Origin of the sequence: Chryseobacterium sp. CH21 (genome assembly GCF_004119445.1) — a bacterium.
GTDB lineage: Bacteria > Bacteroidota > Bacteroidia > Flavobacteriales > Weeksellaceae > Chryseobacterium.
Genome location: NZ_QICI01000101.1, coordinates 1 through 22323, shown reverse-complemented (window position 1 = coordinate 22323; position 22323 = coordinate 1). Strand labels below are relative to the sequence as shown.

The window sequence follows — 22323 nt, the reverse complement described above, 5'->3', positions numbered from 1 at the left end:
AAATACACTTAATCGTGAAATACAAAACAAAATAGTTTAAATTAATTAAAATTCAATCGTTTTACAATAACTTTAAATTAAAAACACTCAAATAGAGTAAAACATATCAATTTAATAAATATTTTACGAATTATTTGCATATTAAATTCAAATAATATAATTTCACACCCTCAACCAAATTATATTATAACGATATGAAAAAATTCCTATTTGGAGCCCTAGTTCTGGGCCTTATGTCGGCATGTAACACTGACAACTTAACCAATCAGAATGAAACCCCTCAGGGCCAAGAGCCAACAACCCCAAGCGCTCTTAAAAGAAGCTGTCCATCAGAAGAATTGAGAGCTCAAATGTTACAGAAAAACCCTGCACTACGATTAAAAGCAGAAGAGATTGAAGCACGTACTCAAAACTTCGCTGAGAATCTTAAACTTGGAAAAGTTCTTGCAGACGGAACTGTTGAAATCCCAGTTGTTTTTAACGTAATCTACAACACTTCCGCACAAAATGTTTCTGATGCAAGAATTGCAGAACAAATCGCAGTACTGAATGCTGATTATGGTGCCACAAATTCTGACATCAATAAAATTCCTTCAGCATTTCAGCCCGTAGCTGCTGGTGATGTAAAAATTCGTTTCAAACTGGTAGCCACTAATCGTAAGCAAAATTCAAAAACAGGCTGGAGATCTGATCTTGAGCAAATGAAAAAAGCAAGTACTGGAGGTATTGATGCTACTAATGTAAATAAAAACATGAATATCTGGGTAGTGAATTCGATCCTTGACGAAAATAACCAACCTGGAACATTAGGTTACGCCTATTACCCTGAAAATGCAGGACAATGGTATGACGGTCTTGTAATCGGGTATCAGTATATCGGGAAAACAGGTGCTTCTGCTCCATTCAATTTAGGAAGAACTGTTACTCACGAAGTAGGACACTACCTGAATCTGCCTCACCTTTGGGGATCTTCTGATGCAGGATGCCAGACAGATTACTCTAATGATACCCCTACCTCTCCTGGCCCTAACTACGGAAATCCTACATACCCACTAAACAGAGTTTGCGGAGGGGTAAGCCGTTCTCAGATGTTCATGAACTATATGGATTATGTAGATGATAAATCTATGGTAATGTTCTCTGCCAATCAAAAAACAAGAATGCAGGCTGTAGTAGCTGCTGCAGGACCAAGAGCTGGTTTAAGATAATTAACAACTTGATTTGTAATGTTATAAAAATAGTCTATCCCGATACTTGGGATAGATTTTTTTTATATTTTTACACGATTTAATTTCGCACCACTACTACGATGAAAAAAATAGCACTAGCATCAGGAATACTATTGCACTTATACTGTATTAAGGCACAGGATACTATTCAGATCAAAACACAGGATACTATCCCGACCAGGAATCTCAAGGAAGATCTTGCAATTATCAATACTGGATATAGCATTCAGGAGAAGACTCCTTTTTTCAAAAAACCATGGGAAAAAAATCTATAGCTCCTGCTATTCTTTTCACAGCCGCTGCTGCAACATGGGGAGAAAAAGAGAACATCCGCGAGGTAAGAAACCGATATCTTCCCAACTTCAAAGTAAAATATGACGATTATCTTCAATACGCTCCTGCCGCTGCCGTTTATGGATTAAAGCTAGCTGGTGTAAAAGGAAGGAACAATCTCGGGAGAGCAACTCTATCTTACGGTACAAGTTTAGCGATCATGGCTATTTTAGTCAATTCCATTAAGTATACAGCAAAAGTGGAACGTCCGGATGGCTCCAAGAACAATTCTTTTCCATCAGGGCATACTGCTATGGCTTTCACCAATGCCAGCTTTTTACACAAAGAATATGGAATGGTAAACCCAGCCTACAGTATTGCAGGATATGGTTCAGCTACCCTTACAGGACTTGGGCGGAATTTAAATAACAGACACTGGGTTCCGGATATCCTTGCTGGAGCAGGGATTGGGATTATTTCCACAGAGCTCGGGTATTTCTTTATTGATAAAATTTATAAGAACAAAGGAGATAATTTAAGCCTGTTATCCAGAATACATGGTAATGATTACCCTTCTTTTCTTGCTCTAAAAATGGGTACCGCATTAGGTACCACCAATTTCCTGAAGGAATCTGAACTGGATGACAAAAAGCAAATTGGTTTTGAAGGTGGATTGGAAGGCGCTTATTTCTTTCGAAAAAGGGATGGTAGGTGCAGATGTGTCCTTTAGCAGCTTTCCTATTAAATCTCAAAGAATAACTTTTGATGACGAGCAGGTTTTTGGGGATCATGAGCTCAAAACACAATCTCTTGGATTTCTTTCTGCAGGCATAGGACCTTATTTTTCCCATGAATTTTCTGATAAATGGCAGCTTATGCTAAAGGTAACAGGAGGTTATGCGGCAACTGCCAGCGGAAAAGTTTTTGTAAAAGGAAGTGATATTGATGCTCCCAATCACGAGCTTCAGATAGCCACATACAAACCGAAACCAGCTTTCCGATGGAATACCGGAACTTCTATGACTTATAAATTCAATCCAGGATTAGGTCTTACTTTCTATACGGATTATAACCAGATCAATTCTACCATCCGCTATTACTTCAGCGATGAGATTAAAGAAAGCGATGAACTGGATCAGGAACTAAACAATATGATTGCTAAAGAAAAGATCAGTTATATTACATTAGGCTTAAGATTAACTGCCTATTTTTAAAAAGACAAAGCCTTCAGAATCTGAAGGCTTTTACTTTTATAAGGTTTTACGGTTATCATCCGGAGTATAATCCATAAATAAGTCTCCATCCAACTGCACAGATTTCACTTTCTTCTTAATAGGAATCACGAGGTCCGTCAGTTTCTGATCTTTTTCCCAAACGGAAGGTGAGAAATGAAGTTTCTCTGTAGTTCCGTCTTCATAAGCTAATATAGCATCAAACGGAATGGCAAATCCTCCAACATTCGCAACGTTTATGGTAAGCATATCATTCATTTGGGATGCTCCCGTTACTTTTAGATCAATATAATTATTAGTATAAAACCAATTCTGGAAGAACCAGTTCAGATTTTTTCCTGAACCCGTATTCATCGAATTGAAATAATCCCATGGAACAGGGTGCTTTCCGTTCCAGTTATCCATATAATGGTGTAATGCTTTTTTAAACAGCTCATCTCCTAAATAATCTTTCAAAGCCAGGTAAGACAGCGATGCTTTCACATAAGAGTTATTTCCATATCCGGCTCCGCTCACCTGTGTACTCATGGTAATCACCGGCTGATCCTGCTCTGTAGAAGGATCATTGATCCACTTTTTCACACGGAAATTTTTATAAAATTCTTTTGCTGCAGCTTCTCCGTTTTCATCAATTCCTATAAGATATTCCAGTGTAGTAGCCCAGCCTTCATCCATGAATGCATATCTTGTTTCATTGATTCCCATATAGAAAGGGAAATAAGTATGAGCAATTTCATGATCTGCGGTAAGTCTTGCATCCTGAAGATCATCAGGAATACTGGTATCATTGATCATCATTGGATATTCCATATCTGCATACCCCTGAATAGCTGTCATTACATTATAAGGATATTCTACTCCCGGCCAGTTTTTTGAAAACCAATCCAGGTTATATCGCATCCAGTCTACATAGTGTTCAAAATCTTTCGCTCCGTTTTTATATCCCGACTGAACGCTTGCTCTTTTTGTTTTCAACTGAACACTTGCTGCATCCCAAACATAGTGATTGCTCATCGCAAAGCAGAAATCTGTGATATGGCTGGCTTTAAATTTCCAAACGTTCCACTTGTTTTGCAGCGTAACTTTTCCGGACTTCATTTCCTGCTCTGTAGCAATGTGCATTACTTTATCGCTTTTTAATGAAGCTTTATATCTTTTCAAATATTCCGGCTGAAGTACAGCTTCCGGGTTCAGAAAATCGCCAGTAGCCCAGACCACGTAATTTTTGGGGGCAGTGATAGCAAAACTGTAATCATTGAAGTCATTATAAAATTCTTGCCTGTCTGAGTGCTGAAGCATATCCCATCCGTTGTAATCGTCATACACAGAAATTCTTGGAAAAGAATATGCAACATAGAATGTTTCCGGGTCAATCTGCCCTTCTCTTCCACTCTGTACAGATAATGGATACTCCCATTCTATTTTAACTTCAGCTTTTGATTTGGATTTTAAAGCTGATTTCAATTTTACTTTTTCAACAGTGCTCCAGTCATTACTATTGATATCATATTTATCACCGTTTACAATGAAAGATTTAATCTTTAGTCCTGATGACAGAAAATCTTTAGACACGAATCCCGATCTTGGTGATTGCGGCTTATGAAGGTTATTCACAAATCGAATAGCCAGTTCATTCAGGTTATCCGGACTGTTATTAATATAGACTATTGTTTCTTTTCCGGAAACCGTTTTAGTATTGGCATCCACTTTTACATCTACATTATATACTCCCTTATTCTGCCAGTAGTTTTTGCCTGGTGCTCCAGAGATATCACGCGTTCCTTTATCATAAGCCTTTTTGATATTCCTCGGCATATACAGTTCCTGTGCAGATAATTGCAGTAAGGAAACAACCATCAGCATTCCGGAAAAAATTTTCTTCATAGCGATCTTTTTAAAGATAGGTATCAAAAATAGCGAAAATGTGACATCAGGAGATCATTTCTTTTATAATAATATTTTATTGTAATGGGATTTCTATCATATTATTCTACAGTCTATCCTGTTCCGCAGTTTTTTTGATCGTTTTTGCATTTTTCACAGATTGATTTCCAAAATTGAATTTCAGAGAAAAAGTAAAACCCTGAGCATCTGTATAATCAAGAAAATAATTATCCTGATTGGCATATTTCGTACTCACTTTCTGACCTGTAGTTCTGAAAATATCGGTAAAAATGAGACTGGCATCCAGCTTTTTATTAAAGAACTTTCTGTTCATTACAAAATAGGCTGACCAGAGAGAAGAAATCCTGAATGTTCCCTGTATTCCAGGAGAATAGTAGCGGTGCCCCATTTCCATTTTCCAATCGCTGTTTTTATCAAGGGTAAAACTTGTGGAAATATTGGAAACCCAGTTCCATACTTTATTTTTATACAGCATTCCGTCTGTTCCTTTGAAGTAATTTTCGTTGTGTTCAAGGTTTTCAGAGAGAATGATATTCCACCATGACTTGACCTGAAAGTTTTTGTATAAACTTAATCCGAAAGCTTCTCCTTTCTCAATATTGGTAAAGTAATAAATCAGGCTGTTGGTACTCGGTTCCTGATAGGAAATTTCCATGGATGGATATATTTCTTTCCTGTAGTATAAATCCAGATTCCAGTCTTTCCAGGAATAGGTAAAGTTAAGATTATGAGTAATGGTTGCTTTTAATTTTGGATCCCCTTGGTAGTATGAAAACAGGTTATAATAAGACTTTGCCGGATTCAACCATGAATAGGAAGGTCTGCTGATTCTTTTCCCATAAGAGAAACCAAATTCGTGTTTATTTTCTGTGGTATATTGTGCATAAAAAGTAGGGAAAAACTTCCAGTAATTGCTTTTATTCAATTCATAAGGTTCAGAAACTATTCCTTCAAGATCTGTCATTTCTGCACGGAGTCCTCCTTTGAAACTCCATTTTCCTATATTGTAGGCTAATGAAGAATACAGCGCAAAGTTGTGTTCCTTATAATCAAAAATACTGCTCTTTTCCGGACGGTATTGCAATACTCCATTCTCATTGTCAGAGAAGTCAAGCGTACTGTTTGTCTTTACAAAACTATATTTCGCTCCGGATTCCAGCTCCAGTTTATCTCCTTTCCACTGATAATCGAATTGAGTGGAATATAATTGAACATCCGCTTTATTCTGAGTAATGAAATTATCTTCTTTTGGAGGCTGTCCTGCAAAGTTCAGGTCGGTAATCACATTTTGGTATTTATCAGCATTATTCCCGGTAAAATAATTAACCCAGGAAAGGCTACTTTTCTTATTCAATTTCCGGTCTATCTGAAAACTCACAGAGTTGTTGATGGACCGTGAACGGTGATCATTGATGGTAGTATAATTGGATTCTGCGATATCTTGCTGATTATAGATGAGTGTAGGAACATTGTAGGTTCCGAAGGATTTTGGAGAGAAAAACCCTGAATAGTTGAGGCTTAAGTTGGTCAAACTGTCCAGCTCATATTCCACATTAAAATTCAGGGTATTTTGGTTATTGTTCTTATCCTTCCTGTTCATTGTACTGATCCATCGGGTTTGGCTTTCCGGATAATTTACATAATCTGTTCCTTCACGGTAGTACGTCCCCAGCCCTCTATAATAGCTTCCCATAACGGAAAGTTTATCTTTTTTATAATATTGGGAAAGACCGAAGACGCCTTTCGCATATTGTGTCTGCACATATTTTGAAGAAAGAATTCCACGGTAACCTTCAATTTTATTCTTTTTCAGAACGATATTCAGCACTGAACTTCCTGAGGCTTCATATTTTGCAGGCGGATTGGTAATTACTTCTACTGATTTCACCTCATCTCCCTGTGTATTTTCAAGAAGATTTTTAAGCTCATCCCCTGTGAGCATCACTTTTTTATCATTAATAGTCACCAGAATTCCCGTGCTTCCCTTTACGCTCAATACACTATTATTGACAGTGACACTGGGTGTATTTTTTAAGATTTCCCAGGCATTGAGTGATGAAATATTACTGTTTTCCACATTAAATTCCAGACGGTCGACCTTTCTTTTCACCAAAGGTTTACGTTTCGTCATTACTACTCCCTCTATTTCCTGAGATTCTTTTTTAAGAATAATATTTAAAGGTTCAGGTTTATTCAAATTCAGTTTTTTCTCAAATAAAGAGTATCCCTGATTTTTAATAACCAGTTTTACCTCCTGTTCCGCAATATCCTCCAGTACAAATGTTCCGTTATCATCTGTTTTTATTTCTTTGATTAATTCATTTTGAGCATTATACACTTCCACTTTCACTGATGAAAGCTTTTCATTTTCGGTGTTCACAATTGTGCCTCCAGATTTTTGCTGCTGGGAAAAAATCAAGACCGGCAAACACAGAAGAAAAAGAATTTTATACATAACTATTTTTTTTATCCTTTTAAACAAAATCACTGTTCTGTTCTATGGGTACAAAATTCTATATTAGCCAGAAAAAACAGGGTTAATGGAAGGTTAATGATGGGTTAATGTCTTTTTTTGCCATCAAAATTCACAAATTCGGAAGTATGAATGATTATTTATTTTGTGGATTCAAAATTATGGTTAATGGAAGGTTAATAATAAAATAATCATTTCTGGAAAATAGCTAAAGCTTTATCTTTGTTTCGATGATCGCCAAGAGTAAAATTCTGATTTCGGTTTTTGCCGCCCTGTTCCTACTATTACTGGGAATTCAGGTTTACTTTATGTATAAAACCTATCAGGTAAAGGAAAGGGATATCTACAGATCCGTGAATGACGGGCTTACCAATTATACGGACAATCTTGAAGACATCCAGGAAGCCAAGGAAAGGAACGATGATTCTCTTCAGCAAATCATTATCAGATACCATAATAAGGAGGTCAATAAAAAAGATTTTCTAAACTATTTCATAGAAAACAGAAAACCTGCCAGACAAAGGCTGATTCATTATATCGACAGCCGTTACCAGAAAGACGGCTATGTAATCTCTGCAAGAATCCGCTATTTATCTATTGTACATCTTCCGGACAGTGCCAAAGTAATTACTGAACCGATTGTTATTTTTGAAACAAAGGATAAGATAAAAAATCCGCGTATTGCCAGTAACGGAAGCTGGGAAACTTCAACAACCAAAAGAAATGATAGTGATAAAGGCCATGTTGAAAGAAAGAACACTTTTCTTGTCAAAACCCAGACAGATTTTGAGATCAAAAACATAAAAAGTATTGTTTTCAAAGAGCTTACTTTGCTGATTATCTGCTGTATTCTTCTGCTTTCGGGAGTTCTTCTGCTTTATATTTTCACCATTAGAAATCTGATCCAGCAGCAGAAGCAGGTTGAAGTTCTCCACACTATTGTGGATAACATTTCACATGAGTTTAAAACTCCGATCGCTACTTTAAAAATAGCTTCAAAAGCATTAAAAAAAGAATGGAATCCCGAAACACTTCCTCTCGTTGACAGACAGATTTCCCGCCTTGAAAGTCTGATGTTTCAGCTTCATAAGGATGAAATACCTGATGAAATGACCGCTGTACAGCCTGAGGACTGGACTTTTTTCATTCAGGATCTTTCAGTTACTTATCCAGATATTGATTTTAAGCTTGAAAATACTGTTTCACAGGGTCTTCCTTTTGATAAAAATCTGATGGAAACAGTCATTAAAAACCTTTGTGAAAATAGTGTAAAATATGGAGCATCTACAGTTACCATAAACCTTCACAACATTTCTCAACAATTGGATATTGAAGTTTCTGATAACGGCCAGGGCATGGAAGCCAAAGAATTGAATACTATTTTTGAAAAGTTCTACAGAATACAGAATAACAATATTCACAACAGCAAAGGGCTTGGGCTTGGGCTTTATTTTGTGAAGAAGATCATTACAGATTATAATGGAAAAATAGAGGTTTCCAGCCAAATCAATGCAGGCAGTACTTTTAAAATATCAATTCCTTATGAAAACTAAAATCCTTCTGGCAGAAGATGATCCGGATTTCGGAATGATCCTTAAGCAGTATCTTGAATTGGAAGATTTTGAAGTCAGCTGGTTTCAGAATCCGGAAGATGTAGCTCCATTGCTTCATGCTGATTTTCCTTTTCAGATAGGAATTCTGGATGTGATGATGCCCAATATTGATGGTTTTTCTCTGGCAAAAATGATCATTAAGGAAAAAAAGGATTTCCCATTGTTATTTTTAACCGCCAAAAATCAAAAAATAGACCGCCTCACAGGATTGAAAATAGGTGCAGACGATTATATTGCCAAACCCTGCGATCCCGAAGAACTGGTTTTACGAATTAAAAATATTCTGAAGAGAACACTTCCCGCCATTACCGAAAGTCAGATAAAAATCGGAGAATTTTCACTTGACACCACTAAACTTCTGTTGTCTCATCCTAACGGAAACAATCGTCTGACCATACGGGAGCAAGAGCTTTTGCTGTATCTTCTGAAGCACAACCGATCTATCATTACAAGGGATAATATTCTGGATAATCTTTGGGAAACCAATGACTATTTTACTGGAAGAAGTCTTGATGTTTTCATCAGCAGGCTTCGTAAGTATTTCAACAGTGATCCCAAAATAAAAATCCAATCCCTGAGAGGAATTGGATTTGAAGTCGATTTTCCAACCCACTGATTTTTTTATAGGGAAAGATTCACAATCACCGGAAAATGATCTGAAGGATACAAAAGATTTTCTCTTCTGTCATTGATGTGTCTGTGAGATCTGATCTTAAAGCCTTTTGTAAAAATATAATCAATTCTGTCTTTAGGAACTTCATTCACATTGAAACCTGTAAAAGTTCCTACCGGACCATAATGTTTGGTTTCTGAATGATAGAAAGTATCTTTCATATTCTGGGAAAGAATTTTAATAGGTTCTGAATCATCTGTCAGGTTAAAATCTCCGCTTAGTGCCACCGGAAGATTTTTTGGATTCAGTTCTTTGATTTTTTTCAGGATCAGTTCGGAAGATTTTACTCTGGCTACATTTCCTACATGATCGAAATGAAGGTTCATTGCAAGGAATTCTTTCTTCGATTTTTTATCTTTGAATACAGCATAGGTACAAATTCTGTTCAGCGCAGCATCCCAGCCTTTTGAAGGTTTTTCCGGGGTTTCAGACAGCCAGAACGTCCCCGATTTTACAATTTCTAATTTATTCGTATCATAAAAGATCGCTGAAAATTCTCCTTGTTCCTTACCATCATCTCTTCCTACTCCGATATAATCATAGTTTTTTAACCCTGTTTTAATATCTTTCATCTGTTCCGGAAGCGCTTCCTGTACTCCGAAATAATCAGGATGATAATAGGCCAGTAAATCTGCAACATCCTGCTTTCTTTTTGGCCAGGCATTGTCTTTATCCGACTCTACATTCAGTCTGATATTAAAACTCATTACGGTAAGGTCCTGTGAAAATCCTAATGCAAAAAGCATCAGAAACACGATTGAAAATCTGAAATTCATATCTTATTTTATCAGTAAGAGACAAAAATAAAACTTCTCTGCGACAGAAAAGCTTTATTGATGTGATTATATTGTTAAATTATCTTTTTCTTCTTCTATAGATATAAAATACTCCTGAAATTCGGACTCCGAAATGGAAGTGTTACTTTCAAGTTTTACAACGCCGATGGTTTTGTAATGAGAAGCCAGTTTTATGCTTTTACTTTTAAGAAGCGCTTCCAGCTTTTTAATGTTTATATCTTTTTTTAAAACTGCGAGATAAGTGATCATAAGTATACCTGTATTAAACCGTTTCCAATATCTCTGTATTTTATGCCTTCAATAGGCCTTGCTTTATTTTCAATCAGTTCCCAGATCTCTTTTGCTGATTTATCGGGAAACTGTTCCATATACAAAGCGGCAAGTCCGGAAACATGCGGTGCCGCCATGCTTGTACCGCTAATGCTGTAATATAAATTATTTTTGTTCTTAGCATTTTTAGGATAGGAACTGATAATATCTACTCCGGGAGCACAGACATTGATATTTCCTCCTGTAGACGGATTGATTCCTGCGTTTGAAAATCTGGCAATTTTCATCTGAGCATCCATAGCTCCGATTGCCATTATAGATTTTGAATTGGCCGGCATGGAAACCGGCTGCGGAATCTGGGGTCTGTTGCTGTCGTTTCCTGCAGCAGCTATAATAAGACAGTTATTTTCAAGTGCCCGTTCTCCAATGGTTTCAAAAAGGACAGAAGGTTGATCATCAAGCTTCACCGGAGAAGCCAGCGAAAGAGACAAAATTCTGAATTTTTTCGTGATTGCCCAGTCTATCGCATCAATTACGCTGCTGGTAGTTCCTCTACCATTGTCTGCGAGCACTTTTGCTATTTTCAGATTGCAGTCTCGCGCAATTCCGTAGCGGCGTCCTGTATCACTTCTGGTATTTCCTGTAGCAACCCCGGCACAGTGTGTACCATGCCCGTTGGGATCTCTGTTCCAGTCCTGACCATCTATGAAAGATTTTCCTTCAATTTCTTCAGAAGAAAAATCGGGGTGGGAAGTTTCAAGTCCGGTATCCAGAATACAAATATCAATTCCTTTTCCTGTATAATTAGTATTTTCCAGGCCAATAGCTTTTAATCCCCACTCCATCTCAACAAATGATTTTTGAGGCAAAGGCTTGGTGGTTATATATTGTTCAAGTTCTGAGATTTTTTCAGCAAGTCCGGCTGACTGTTTTTTCAGCTCATTAATAAGCTGCAATTCATCTGCAGGAAAAAATTCTCTTTCTTTTTCATAATAAATGATAGAATTTGATTCATTTTTCACGGCACTTTTCAATTGGTCTTCATCCATATTTTCCACCACAAGAACTCCCAGATTTTTGTAAAGCACACCGTTATCCTGATCAATGATTTCGTAGGAACGGTTTTCTTTGGACAGCAATTCTGAAGAAGTAATATTCACTTCCAGCTCTTTTTCTATTTTTTTGAGCGAATTTTTCTGCTGATCCTGTAGCAGAACAATATATCTTCCGGTTTCCATAATGATCTTTTTTAAATTAATTTCATAAATATTTTTTCCAGAATAAGAAAAACGTCTTCCGGAATGATAGAAAGTCTCAGCTTTTTGTTGATTCCGGATATAGCAGCATTCTGTTCCACGAGAGAGTTCCAGAAGTTTTCAATTTTGGGAACGGAATTCATTTCTTTCAGTTTTTCATCATCAAGAATACCACTCTGATATAATGAGACAATGATTCCTGAAATAAGTTCTTCCGCATCCTCAAGTTTTTTATTTTCTTTGGCATATATTTCCATGAGAATATCATAAATACTTTCCATTCCATTGAATGAGAATCCTCCAAGAATTTCCCTTCTCCCATTCATTATTTTCTCCATTTTTATTGGATTAAAACCTCTTTTAACGGTGGAAATCATATTCATAATTTTCAATACTTCAGATTCGTGGCTGGTGTTTCCTTTAGTACGGAAATACTCCAGAACTTCGTTGAGAAAAGCATCAAACCGGGTATCAAAGTCAAATGATTTTGACAGGTATAAAGCCTGAACCTCATTGAACTGTTCCAGCAATTCTTTGATTTTCTGTACTGTAAAGTGAATAAGTTCCTGCATTACTCAAAAGTTATCTGTTCTATTTCGTTGCCGTCTTTATCTTTGTAAGACACAATCCTGATTCCTTCCTCCTCCATTTCCACATGAAGGTTGATGAATAGTTTATCTTTATCTTCTGCTGCACTGGTATTGGGATCTATGTAAATGCTGTTCAGCTTTGCATTCACCAGCGTATATTTATTCAACAGAACTTTTGAAAAAATTTCTTTCAGCTCATCTGTTTCTTCTTCTATTCCTTCCTGAGGTCTAAATATTCCGGAATTAAGAAGCTGCATTTTCTTTCTGAGATCCAGCTTAAGAACTTCATTGGCTGGGAGCTTTCCGAATTTCTGATCATTTTTTTCCAGGTTACTGAACAGGGTTTTAAACTCTTCAGTTTGAATCTGTCTCTTGTTGATTTCAAGAATATTCATTTTCTTCTCTTTATTCACCAGACGGATTCTTTCATTTATTTCTGTCACAAACTGATCCTGATTCAGTTTAAAATTATACTTAGGATCTGAATCTATATCTGTGATTTTGATCGGAATATCCATCTTTACACTGGGCAGGGCATATCTTGGCACCTTAAAATATTTAAGGTATTCATGACGGGCATATTCTTTGGCAATAAGAACTGCATTCTCGTCTGCTTTTTTACGAGCCTGAATTATCTCGTTGTTGAGATAATCCAGGTAATCTGATAGTTTTATCATCTTTCGTAAAATATTTTTATTGTGAAAGAAGTCCAAGAACTTTTTCTAATCCGGCAGGCATCTCATCGTTGGTTGCACGTACTTTTACTCCAAGAGAATATTCTTTTTCCACTTTAATGCCTGTGCTGGAAGTTCTTTTGTAAGACACATCCACTTTGAATTTCACAGGCCCCCATCCTCCTGATACTCCGGCATTGATTCCGAATTCGTCACTTACATCTTTGGTATAAGTAGAATTAAGCTTAACATTAAAGTCTACTTCACAGGTTTCAATTCTGAAACTTGGAACATTCAGAAGCGCAATAAAAGGCACTGAAATTTCTACATCATTCGGAATTGTTTTAGGATTGGTAGCACTTACCGGTTCATCTTCTTTAAAATCCGGATTCGGAATGTTTTTTTTGTATTTGAATTCTGCCATTCTGAGCTTTTTCGCACTATTCGGGTTATTAGGATCCGTAAGCTCGAAACCAACTTCATTGATGAAATTAACGGTGGCTATAGAGGCGTTAGACTGTGCTTTTACACAGGCATCCAAAGGTCCTCCAATAATGGTAGCGAAATCAATACTTCCCAATTCTGCTGCAAAATCTGCACTGGCGGCATCTGAAGTTTTGAAAATTTCTTCATCAGCAGCTATTTTACCGGCAATCAGTTTCAGGATATCTGATGAAGCTCCGGAAAATGATTTTTCCCATTTCGCATCATAATTTTTTTTGAAATCTTCTACAATGTTCTGTAGCTCTTTATTGGTCAGTGTACTTAATTCCGAAATTTCAATTCCTGATACTTTTTCATACACTGCCGGAGTAAGCACTTTTTCTACTCCCGATAAGAGGTCAATTAACTCATTTTTTGTTTTTTTGGCGTGGCTTGCTTCAAGCACTGATTTTAATGTTTCCATGTTGTTTTGTTTTTGATTAATATGGTAAGGCAAAATTATATTGCAAACCACCCAAACATTGAAGGGAAACAACTCTACTTACCCCGGAAAAACACCCTAAAATAAAAAGCCTGAACTTACGATGGTAAGCTCAGGCTTTTGTAATGCATACTGCAGATATTTATTTTATAGACGCAAAGATCATATTAACTATTATTATTCTTAAGTAAGCTAAGAAAGCAACAAAGTTGCTGATGAAGCTGTATGAATATGCTTACGCTTAGAAAGAATCAATTCCATTGATTCCACCTTCGCTTCCTTGAAAATTCAACAGGAGATATTAAATCTTTGCGTTAAAATGAAGTAGATCCAAGATTTCTACGACGGTTTTTGCTGTTGTTTTCCAGATTGACATCAGGAACAACAGAATTAGGATCCAGTTTCACCTCATCTATTTCCTTGTTAGAATCTACTTTGAATGTCCATTCTTTATTTCTTTTCCAAACTTCCACAGGGATATTTATCGTTTGTGCTGTTCCATCTTTAAATTTCAGCTGAACTGTTGTAGGCATTGGCAGCTGACCAAGATTTTCAATGGTAATCTGAGCTCCGTTTTTAAAACTTCCGTTGACGTATTGTACATTTTTAACAGCCTGATCAATTTTCCATTTATTAAAGAACCATCCTCTCCAGAACCAGTTCAATTCTTCTCCGGAAACATTTTCCATCGTATGGAAGAAATCCCAAGGTGTAGGATGTTTGAAAGCCCATCGGTCAATATACGTTCTGAATGCTTTGTCAAATTTTTCAGGGCCCAGAATAGCTTCTCTTAGAACATCTAATCCTGTTCCTGGTTTGTAGTAAGCTAATGCACCGATATTTCTCTCTTTCATATTGTCCGGTCCTACCATTACAGGCTCCAGATTATCAGTTAACAAATACGTTCCTGATCTTGCCAGGTTCGGTTTACGATAATATTCTCCTTTATTGAAAGCTTCGGTTGAAAGTCCGTTAATGAATGTATTAAATCCTTCGTCCATCCAGGCAAAAAGTCTTTCATTAGATCCTACGATCATAGGAAACCAGTTGTGTCCAAACTCATGGTCTGTAACCCCCCAAAGATCTTCTCCTTTGGAATCCATATGGCAGAAAACAATTCCCGGATATTCCATACCACCTTCATTTCCTGCTACATTGGTAGCAGCCGGATAGGTATATTCATACCATTTCTTTGAATAATGTTCTATAGCAGCTTTCGTATATTCTGTAGATCTTCCCCATGCTTTTTCACCCGCACTTTCTGCCGGGTAAGCTGAAATAGCCAAAGATTTTTTTCCACTAGGAAGATTAATTTTTGCTGCATCTAAAATAAATCCAGCCGATGATGCCCAGGCAAAATCTCTGGCCTGTGTAATTTTAAATTTCCATGTTTTTGTACCGGAAGCTTTATTTTTACCGATTTCAGATTCTGGACGGATCATTACTGTTTTATCACTGTTTCTCGCCACATTCCATCTGTTGATTTCCTCTTTGCTGTACACTTCTTTCTCATTCAGAAGCTCTCCCGATGCCATCACATAATGATTAGCCGGAACAGTAATATTAGCTGTAATATTTCCATACTCTAAATAAAACTCTGAGGCTCCAAGATATGGAAGTGTGTTCCATCCCAGAACATCATCATACACACACATTCTCGGATACCATTGTGCCATGGTAAATATCTTACCGTTTTTGGTATCCTGAATTCCCATTCTGTCTGAACCGTACTCCGGAGAGATAAATGTGTATTCAATTTCTATTTTAGCAACGCCTCCATTCGCTTTTAATTCTTTTGGAAGATCAATCTGCATTCTTGTATCGGTAATGGTGTATTTTACTTCTCTTTTTCCGTCAAGTTTGACTGATTTAATTTTATATCCTCCATTAAATTCTTCACCGTGCGCCCCATTTCTGCTTCCGGAAAGCGGCACTACCCCATTTCCTCTGGAATCTTTTGCAAAAAGGTTCTGATCCAGCTGCAGCCAAAGAAAGCCCAATTTATCCGGGCTGTTGTTGGTATACGTAATTTCTGCTGTACCTGTAATCTCTTTTTTATCTTCATTCAGGCTGACGTTCAAATGATAATCTGCCGAATTCTGCCAATAAGCATGCCCCGGCTGTCCGCTTGCAGAACGGGTTACTGTACCTGTCTGCGGATAGAAAAACGGCTTAAATGCTTCTACATAATCATACTTTGGGTTCTCCTGTGCATATACAGATCCTGAAAACAGAATCACTGCAATGGCGGAAACGAAGGTTGGAAGTTTATAATTCATTTGAAAAATATTATTTACTGTATAGGTAAAAAAAACTCCCGGATTTGTTACACATCCGGGAGCTTTTTTAATATAAGTTTAATTTAATTTGATTTTTTGCTTTAATCATCGCTTCCAAAGCATCCCACATTTCTTTCGGAATTGCTTCAAGCATGTTAAATTCTCCAGCTCCCTGAAGCCATTCTCCTCCATCGATCGTTACTACTTCACCATTCATATACGCTGAGTAATCGGAAACCAGATAAGCGGCAAGATTGGCAAGCTCCTGATGTTCTCCTACTCTTCTCAACGGAACTTTTTTCTTCATATCAAATTTCTCCTGAAGGTCTCCCGGAAGAAGTCTGTCCCAAGCTCCTTTTGTAGGGAAAGGTCCCGGAGCAATGGCATTGAAACGGACTCCGTATTTAGCCCATTCTACCGCCAAAGATCTTGTCATGGCCAGAACTCCTGCCTTTGCACAGGCTGAAGGTACTACGTAGGCAGAACCTGTCCATGCGTAAGTTGTTACAATATTCAGTACAGTCCCCGGAGTTTTAGAGTCTATCCAGTGTTTCCCTACCGAAAGAGTACAGTTTTTTGTTCCTTTTAAAACAATATCTAAAATAGAATCAAAAGCCGAGTGAGTCAATTTTTCTGTTGGAGAAATAAAGTTTCCGGCAGCATTATTCAATAAGATATCAATCTTCCCGAATTCTTTCAATGTCGCTTCTTTCATCGCTTCTACCTCATCCCAGCTTCTTACATCACAAGCGACACAAAGCACTTTGCCTCCTGTTTCATCTTCCAACTCCTTAGCTGTTGCCTGTAGCTTCTCCAGATTTCTGGAAGTAATCACTACTTTAGCGCCCAATTCAAGAAAGTATTTCGTCATCGCTTTTCCAAGACCGCTTCCGCCTCCTGTTACAATTGCTACTTTATCTTTTAGTGCACCTTCGCGCAGCATAGGTTGTGTATATAGACTCATAATTTATTTTTTCTTAAAAATAATAAATATTAAAATGCAATCCTTTAAAATAGATTGATAAATAATGCTACAAATAATTATTCCTGATATTATTTTTAAATCCATCAGATTCTTCAAAAAGGAAACAGCCTGACAATTACTTATCAGGCTGTTTTTATCTTTTAAAAAATAAAATATTAAGAAGCTACTACACCTTTGAATGAAAGTGTTTTAGGAGTTTTGCTGTCACTTGTCGTAACATTTACAGTCTTCATAAACGGACCTGCTGCAGCTGCATTATAGCTAGCTTCTACAAATCCTTTTTTTCCTGGCTGAATAGGAGTTTTTGTATAATCTGCTGTTGTACATCCACATGAAGGAGCTACATTCTGGATAATGATTGGTTTTGAACTTGTATTCGTGAATTCAAATCTGATCAATTTTGGTTTTCCCTGAGGAATATTTCCTACATCAATAGATTCTGATTTCCATTTAATAGCATCAGCTACCATTTTTACAATAGATGGAGCGTCTGCAGTAAATACATTAGCATAAAAAGGAGAGAATGCTAACACTGCCAAAAGAGCTGTAATTTTTAGTTTTTTCATGAGTATAAATTTTAATATTATTATATTTCGATATAGCAAATGTAAAGCACACAGTGATTACAACTTGTTAACCGCTGTCAAACATTTGTTAACGAGTTGTTAATAATAAAAGATAAATAGATATTTTTGGATAATATTGTTTCAGGAAATGAAAATAAAAAGACTCAATATTATCATAACGCTGGGGTTCATTGCTATTATCGGAATTTTAATAGCCCAGCTGATGTGGACCCGCCAGGCTTATAATCTTGAAGATAAAAAATTCAACCAAAAGGTAAATATTGCCCTAATGGAGGTTGCGGAAAAGCTTTCCGGAGGAAAGACATCCTACACAGAAAATCCAGTACAGAATATTGCCAATGACTATTACGTGGTTAATATTAATAATGAATTTCATCCCGTTGTTCTTGAATATTATCTAAAGACAGAATTTACCCGCTTTCAGATCAATACAGATTATGTGTATGCATTATACAATTGCCACAGCGATAAAATGGTCTACGGAAAATACATGACTTCCCATCAGGAAAGTCCCAGTAATAAGGTAATCAATTTTCCGAAACATAAAAATCTGATCTATTATTTTTCCATTCGTTTTCCCGATAAAACCACTTATCTGATCAGTTCGTTAAGATTTTGGTATCTTCTGACATTTGCCCTTATCATTATTCTTCTGGTGTATGTATATTCCATTTATACCATCATTCAGCAGAAGAAATTTTCAGAGCTACAGCGTGATTTCATCAACAATATGACTCACGAGTTTAAGACTCCTTTATCCTCGATACTTTTGGCTTCAGAAGCGCTTAATAAACAGGAAATGGTACAGGAAAACTCTAAACTACAGACGTACACTTCCATTATCATTAATCAAAGTCACAAGCTCAATAATCATATTGAGAAAATATTGAATATTGCTAAGAACGATGCTGCCGGACTTTTATTAAAACCACAAAAAATTTTACTTCTTCCCTTTATTCAGGAGATTGCAGACAATATACAGCAAAAAAATAAAGATCTCAGCGTCGAAATTGATATTGAAAACAGCACTTCCGTGATGGCTGATGAATTTCACTTTACCAACATCATTTACAACCTGTTGGATAATTCCATCAAGTATTGTGAAACGCAGCCTGTGATTAAAATTTCGGCCCATAAAGATTCAAAAGGGTTATATTTAAAGTTTAAAGACAACGGAATGGGAATCCCCGCTAAAAATATTCCTCATATTTTTGAAAAATTTTACCGGGTACATACCAAAAGAAGTGAAGAGGTGAATGGTTTTGGGCTGGGATTATTTTATGTAAAAAAAGTCGTTCAGCAGCACCATTGGAAAATTTCTGTGGAGAATAATGAAGACAGAGGAATTACCACAACTCTTTTTTGCCCGTTTTCAAATTAATCATGTGTAAGTATGGAGAAATCTAAAATTTTATATGCCGAAGATGACAAAACAATAGCTTTCCTGGTAGAAGACAGTCTGGAAAGTTATTATGATATCAGCTGTTATTCTGATGGTGAATCTGCATTGGAAGCATTTAACAGTCAGGATTTCGATATTTGCCTGCTGGATATTATGATGCCCGGCATGAATGGGTTTGAAGTAGCACAACGAATTCGTAGTAAAAATTCTGAAATACCGATAATTTTTATCTCTGCAAAAGCTTTAAAAGAAGATAGGATTAAAGGGCTTAAAATAGGTGCTGATGATTATCTGGTAAAACCATTCAGCATTGAAGAACTGATGTTGAAAATTGAAGTTTTTCTGAAACGTACCAAGAAAACAGATACTTCTCCTCTAAAATATAAAGTCGGCAAATATGATTTTGATCCTAAAAACTACACCCTGCAGGGTATAGAAAATAGCATGACCCTTACTCAGAGAGAATCTGACTTGCTTTTATACTTTATCCGTCACAAGAATCTGGTGGTCAAACGACAGGAAATCCTGAAAGCGATTTGGGGGGATGATGACTATTTTATGGGCCGAAGTCTTGATGTGTTTATTTCCCGATTGCGAAAAGTATTAGCCGAAGAACAGAATGTTTTAATAGAAAACCTTCACGGAATAGGTTTCCGTTTTTCTGAAAAAGAATAAATAGTACGCAAACATCTCCAAAACACAACAGCAAATGATGATTTTAATTAATTTTAAACTCTGAAAATTTCCTATTAATGAAAAATCACAGATCTACTGTTTTTCTATTTCTTTTATGTGTAACTGCACAATTTAAGGCTCAAAAATTTGAAAAATTAATCCAATATGTCAACCCTCTGATCGGGACCGAAAAGATGGGACATACTTACCCGGGAGCTACGGTCCCTTTTGGCGCGGTACAGCTAAGCCCTGAAACAGACTCTATTTCTTACGAACTTAATGGAAAATATAATGGTGAGGTTTATAAATACTGCGCCGGCTATCGTTATGAAGATAAAACGATTGTAGGTTTCAGTTCGACTCACTTCAGTGGAACAGGACATTCTGATCTGGGAGATTTTCTGGTAATGCCTACCGTAGGAAAACTTCAGCTGAATCCGGGAACAGCTTCCAACCCGGAAAGTGGCTACAGAAGCAGATTTTCACACCAGAACGAGACCGCAGAAGCCGGATATTATAAAGTTAAACTGGATGATCACAATATTCTGGCTGAACTGACAGCAACACCAAGAGTAGGAATTCACCGTTATACTTTCCCTAAATCTGACCAGGCTCATATTATTCTGGATTTGATGGCTGGCATTTACAATTATGACGGAAAAAATATCTGGACCTATGTACGTGTACAAAACGGAAATACGATCACGGGCTACCGTCAAACCAACGGTTGGGCAAGAACCAGAACGGTTTATTTTGCGATGAAGTTTTCGAAACCTTTTAAATCTTATGGTCAGAAGAACTATGATGAGAAGCAGGTTTACAAGGGATTTTGGAGAAAATTTGATCAAAATCAGAATTTCCCGGAAATCGCAGGTAAGAATCTGAAAATGTACTTTGATTTTGATACCAATGAAAACGAAGCCATTGAAGTAAAATTGGCTATTTCTCCGGTAAGCCAGACCAATGCCCTGGAAAATCTGGAAAAAGAAGCCGGAAATATAAATTTTGATCAGGCCAAAACTCAGGCTCAGGACAACTGGAATAAGGAATTAAATAAAATTGTCATCAAAGGTTCTGATACTGAAAAAACGAACTTTTATACTGCAATGTACCATACATTCATTAATCCAACCACTTACATGGATGTAAATGGAGAATATAAAGGGCTTGATCAAAATGTTCATAAGGCAGATGGCTTTACCAATTATACTACCTTTTCTCTATGGGATACTTACCGTACGCTGCATCCTTTCTTTAATATCATCCAGCCTAAGCGAAATGGTGATATGGTAAAATCTATGATGGCTCATTATCATCAGTTTTCGATGAAAATGCTGCCCATCTGGTCACATTATGCGAATGATAACTGGTGTATGAGTGGCTATCACAGTGTAAGTGTTGTTGCTGATGCTATTATTAAAGGAAATTATGCGGGTGATCCCGAAGAAGCCTTAAAAGCATGTATAGAAACTGCTAATAAAAGAAATTACGAAGGAATAGGACAATATATCGACCTTGGATATATTCCGGCTGAGAAAAACGGAACTTCAGTTTCCAATACGCTGGAGTATGCCTATGATGACTGGGCTATTGCTCAGCTGGCAAAACATTTAAACAAAACAGAAATCTATAATCAGTTTATCAAGCGATCTGAAAACTGGAAAAATAATTTTGACAAAACCATCGGATTTATGCGTCCTCGTCTGGCAGATGGAAGCTTTAAAAAAGATTTTGATGTACTAAGCACCCACGGGCAGGGTTTTATTGAAGGAAACTCATGGAACTACAGTTTCTTTGTGCCACAAAATCCTGATGAATTGATTACTCTGATGGGTGGAAAAAAGAAATTCGCTTCAAAACTGGACGAACTATTCACCATGCATTTACCAGATGAGTTCTTTGCAGACACTGAAGATATTACCCGTGAAGGAATTATCGGTGGATATGTTCACGGAAATGAGCCCGCCCACCATGTTGTTTATTTTTATAACTGGGCTGGACAGCCTTGGAAAGCTCAGGCACAAATTCGCCGTATTCTGGAAATGCAATATAAAGCGACACCGGACGGACTGGGAGGAAATGATGATGCCGGGCAAATGAGTGCATGGTATATTTTAAGCTCATTAGGATTTTATCCTGTAGCTCCCGGTTCAGAAAACTACTCTATTGGAAGTCCTGCGGTTGATAACGCTGTATTGAATCTGGAAAATGGAAAAACTTTTGAAATTGAAGCCATTAATCAAAGTCCGAAAAACGTCTATGTTCAGAAAGTTCTTTTGAATGGAAAAGAGATTAAGAATTTTACGTTGAAGCATTCTGAGATTATGAATGGTGGAAAACTTACTTTTTATATGGGAGGTAAAGCGAAGAAGTAAAACGGTCAGGGGTTGAAATAATAAGTTTTGGCTAAAGCCAATGGAAGATCTAAAATAAAGAGAGCGGGCTAAAGCCTAGTCATGGTCGGAAGAAATTTCCGACCATTTTT

20 protein-coding genes are annotated in these 22323 nt (G+C 36.9%); 9 read left to right on the top strand and 11 right to left on the bottom strand.

Annotation, left to right across the window (positions count from 1 at the left end; translation table 11 throughout):
* The first annotated feature begins 194 nt into the window (after positions 1 to 194).
* From BOQ62_RS20760 to BOQ62_RS23695, 4 genes are all read left to right on the top strand, one after another.
* Complete coding sequence (locus BOQ62_RS20760) at positions 195 to 1208, top strand: zinc metalloprotease (protein ID WP_129042267.1); 1014 nt, start codon at positions 195 to 197, stop codon at positions 1206 to 1208.
* Between the two features lie 101 nt (positions 1209 to 1309).
* Complete coding sequence (locus BOQ62_RS23705) at positions 1310 to 1504, top strand: hypothetical protein (protein WP_228414420.1); 195 nt, start codon at positions 1310 to 1312, stop codon at positions 1502 to 1504.
* On the top strand, positions 1486 to 2232 hold the full coding sequence (locus BOQ62_RS23700; protein ID WP_228414418.1) for a phosphatase PAP2 family protein: 747 nt from the start codon (positions 1486 to 1488) through the stop codon (positions 2230 to 2232). Before BOQ62_RS23705 ends, BOQ62_RS23700 begins: the two co-directional genes overlap by 19 nt.
* Positions 2207 to 2716 carry a hypothetical protein gene (locus BOQ62_RS23695; RefSeq protein ID WP_228414416.1) on the top strand — a complete coding sequence of 170 codons (510 nt, stop codon included), beginning with the start codon at positions 2207 to 2209 and terminating at the stop codon, positions 2714 to 2716. The genes BOQ62_RS23700 and BOQ62_RS23695 overlap by 26 nt, the downstream gene beginning before the upstream one ends.
* A gap of 36 nt (positions 2717 to 2752) precedes the next feature.
* On the opposite strand, the gene BOQ62_RS20750 is transcribed toward BOQ62_RS23695, so the two are convergent.
* Entirely contained in the window at positions 2753 to 4618 is a 1866-nt protein-coding gene (locus tag BOQ62_RS20750; protein WP_129042266.1) for a M1 family metallopeptidase, read from the bottom strand.
* 106 nt (positions 4619 to 4724) lie between these two features.
* Positions 4725 to 7019, bottom strand: a complete 2295-nt coding sequence (locus BOQ62_RS20745; RefSeq protein WP_262708375.1) for an outer membrane beta-barrel family protein — start codon at positions 7017 to 7019, stop codon at positions 4725 to 4727.
* Between the two features lie 323 nt (positions 7020 to 7342).
* Between BOQ62_RS20745 and BOQ62_RS20740 the strand changes: the two genes are divergently transcribed.
* Together BOQ62_RS20740 and BOQ62_RS20735 are read left to right on the top strand one after the other, a co-directional pair.
* Positions 7343 to 8665 (top strand): sensor histidine kinase, encoded by a 1323-nt coding sequence (locus tag BOQ62_RS20740; RefSeq protein WP_129042264.1) that lies wholly within the window; start codon positions 7343 to 7345, stop codon positions 8663 to 8665.
* Entirely contained in the window at positions 8655 to 9341 is a 687-nt protein-coding gene (locus tag BOQ62_RS20735) for a response regulator transcription factor (protein WP_129042263.1), read from the top strand. The genes BOQ62_RS20740 and BOQ62_RS20735 overlap by 11 nt, the downstream gene beginning before the upstream one ends.
* 5 nt (positions 9342 to 9346) lie before the next feature.
* Here the strand turns inward: BOQ62_RS20735 and BOQ62_RS20730 are convergent, their stop codons facing one another.
* From BOQ62_RS20730 to BOQ62_RS20690, 9 genes are all read right to left on the bottom strand, one after another.
* Positions 9347 to 10174, bottom strand: coding sequence for an endonuclease/exonuclease/phosphatase family protein (locus BOQ62_RS20730; RefSeq protein ID WP_129042262.1), 828 nt, complete (start codon positions 10172 to 10174; stop codon positions 9347 to 9349).
* Between the two features lie 66 nt (positions 10175 to 10240).
* Complete coding sequence (locus tag BOQ62_RS20725; RefSeq protein ID WP_129042261.1) at positions 10241 to 10444, bottom strand: hypothetical protein; 204 nt, start codon at positions 10442 to 10444, stop codon at positions 10241 to 10243.
* A complete protein-coding gene (locus BOQ62_RS20720; RefSeq protein ID WP_129042260.1) occupies positions 10441 to 11703 on the bottom strand; it encodes a S8 family peptidase in 1263 nt (420 codons plus the stop codon). Before BOQ62_RS20720 ends, BOQ62_RS20725 begins: the two co-directional genes overlap by 4 nt.
* Positions 11704 to 11714: 11 nt before the next feature.
* Positions 11715 to 12293, bottom strand: a complete 579-nt coding sequence (locus BOQ62_RS20715; protein ID WP_129042259.1) for a hypothetical protein — start codon at positions 12291 to 12293, stop codon at positions 11715 to 11717.
* Positions 12293 to 12988, bottom strand: a complete 696-nt coding sequence (locus tag BOQ62_RS20710; RefSeq protein ID WP_129042258.1) for a hypothetical protein — start codon at positions 12986 to 12988, stop codon at positions 12293 to 12295. The genes BOQ62_RS20715 and BOQ62_RS20710 overlap by 1 nt, the downstream gene beginning before the upstream one ends.
* 16 nt (positions 12989 to 13004) lie before the next feature.
* Positions 13005 to 13892, bottom strand: a complete 888-nt coding sequence (locus tag BOQ62_RS20705) for a DUF2589 domain-containing protein (protein WP_129042257.1) — start codon at positions 13890 to 13892, stop codon at positions 13005 to 13007.
* A 332-nt stretch (positions 13893 to 14224) separates the two neighbouring features.
* A complete protein-coding gene (locus tag BOQ62_RS20700; RefSeq protein ID WP_129042256.1) occupies positions 14225 to 16189 on the bottom strand; it encodes a M1 family metallopeptidase in 1965 nt (654 codons plus the stop codon).
* A 67-nt stretch (positions 16190 to 16256) separates the two neighbouring features.
* A complete protein-coding gene (locus BOQ62_RS20695; RefSeq protein ID WP_129042255.1) occupies positions 16257 to 17153 on the bottom strand; it encodes an SDR family oxidoreductase in 897 nt (298 codons plus the stop codon).
* Between the two features lie 176 nt (positions 17154 to 17329).
* Positions 17330 to 17740 (bottom strand): DUF1573 domain-containing protein, encoded by a 411-nt coding sequence (locus BOQ62_RS20690; protein ID WP_129042254.1) that lies wholly within the window; start codon positions 17738 to 17740, stop codon positions 17330 to 17332.
* Positions 17741 to 17888: 148 nt separating this feature from the next.
* Between BOQ62_RS20690 and BOQ62_RS20685 the strand changes: the two genes are divergently transcribed.
* The 3 genes from BOQ62_RS20685 to BOQ62_RS20675 all read left to right on the top strand — a co-directional run bounded on the left by BOQ62_RS20685 (position 17889) and on the right by BOQ62_RS20675 (position 22213).
* Positions 17889 to 19142 carry a sensor histidine kinase gene (locus tag BOQ62_RS20685; RefSeq protein WP_129042253.1) on the top strand — a complete coding sequence of 418 codons (1254 nt, stop codon included), beginning with the start codon at positions 17889 to 17891 and terminating at the stop codon, positions 19140 to 19142.
* Positions 19143 to 19154: 12 nt separating this feature from the next.
* The gene (locus BOQ62_RS20680) at positions 19155 to 19838 is read left to right on the top strand and encodes a response regulator transcription factor (protein WP_129042252.1); all 684 of its coding nucleotides are present in this window, start codon (positions 19155 to 19157) and stop codon (positions 19836 to 19838) included.
* Between the two features lie 77 nt (positions 19839 to 19915).
* The gene (locus BOQ62_RS20675) at positions 19916 to 22213 is read left to right on the top strand and encodes a GH92 family glycosyl hydrolase (RefSeq protein ID WP_129042251.1); all 2298 of its coding nucleotides are present in this window, start codon (positions 19916 to 19918) and stop codon (positions 22211 to 22213) included.
* Positions 22214 to 22323 lie beyond the last annotated feature (110 nt).

Bases quoted from the DNA above. Each gene is read 5' to 3' on its own strand.
- BOQ62_RS20675 (WP_129042251.1), top strand. From the start codon at position 19,916: ATGAAAAATCACAGATCTACTGTTTTTCTATTTCTTTTATGTGTAACT.
- BOQ62_RS23700 (WP_228414418.1), top strand. From the start codon at position 1,486: ATGGGAAAAAAATCTATAGCTCCTGCTATTCTTTTCACAGCCGCTGCT.
- BOQ62_RS20695 (WP_129042255.1), bottom strand. From the start codon at position 17,153: ATGAGTCTATATACACAACCTATGCTGCGCGAAGGTGCACTAAAAGAT.
- BOQ62_RS20750 (WP_129042266.1), bottom strand. From the start codon at position 4,618: ATGAAGAAAATTTTTTCCGGAATGCTGATGGTTGTTTCCTTACTGCAA.
- BOQ62_RS20715 (WP_129042259.1), bottom strand. From the start codon at position 12,293: ATGCAGGAACTTATTCACTTTACAGTACAGAAAATCAAAGAATTGCTG.
- BOQ62_RS20690 (WP_129042254.1), bottom strand. From the start codon at position 17,740: ATGAAAAAACTAAAAATTACAGCTCTTTTGGCAGTGTTAGCATTCTCT.
- BOQ62_RS20700 (WP_129042256.1), bottom strand. From the start codon at position 16,189: ATGAATTATAAACTTCCAACCTTCGTTTCCGCCATTGCAGTGATTCTG.
- BOQ62_RS20730 (WP_129042262.1), bottom strand. From the start codon at position 10,174: ATGAATTTCAGATTTTCAATCGTGTTTCTGATGCTTTTTGCATTAGGA.
- BOQ62_RS20685 (WP_129042253.1), top strand. From the start codon at position 17,889: ATGAAAATAAAAAGACTCAATATTATCATAACGCTGGGGTTCATTGCT.
- BOQ62_RS20760 (WP_129042267.1), top strand. From the start codon at position 195: ATGAAAAAATTCCTATTTGGAGCCCTAGTTCTGGGCCTTATGTCGGCA.
- BOQ62_RS20720 (WP_129042260.1), bottom strand. From the start codon at position 11,703: ATGGAAACCGGAAGATATATTGTTCTGCTACAGGATCAGCAGAAAAAT.
- BOQ62_RS23705 (WP_228414420.1), top strand. From the start codon at position 1,310: ATGAAAAAAATAGCACTAGCATCAGGAATACTATTGCACTTATACTGT.
- BOQ62_RS20710 (WP_129042258.1), bottom strand. From the start codon at position 12,988: ATGATAAAACTATCAGATTACCTGGATTATCTCAACAACGAGATAATT.
- BOQ62_RS20725 (WP_129042261.1), bottom strand. From the start codon at position 10,444: ATGATCACTTATCTCGCAGTTTTAAAAAAAGATATAAACATTAAAAAG.
- BOQ62_RS20680 (WP_129042252.1), top strand. From the start codon at position 19,155: ATGGAGAAATCTAAAATTTTATATGCCGAAGATGACAAAACAATAGCT.
- BOQ62_RS20735 (WP_129042263.1), top strand. From the start codon at position 8,655: ATGAAAACTAAAATCCTTCTGGCAGAAGATGATCCGGATTTCGGAATG.
- BOQ62_RS23695 (WP_228414416.1), top strand. From the start codon at position 2,207: ATGGTAGGTGCAGATGTGTCCTTTAGCAGCTTTCCTATTAAATCTCAA.
- BOQ62_RS20740 (WP_129042264.1), top strand. From the start codon at position 7,343: ATGATCGCCAAGAGTAAAATTCTGATTTCGGTTTTTGCCGCCCTGTTC.
- BOQ62_RS20705 (WP_129042257.1), bottom strand. From the start codon at position 13,892: ATGGAAACATTAAAATCAGTGCTTGAAGCAAGCCACGCCAAAAAAACA.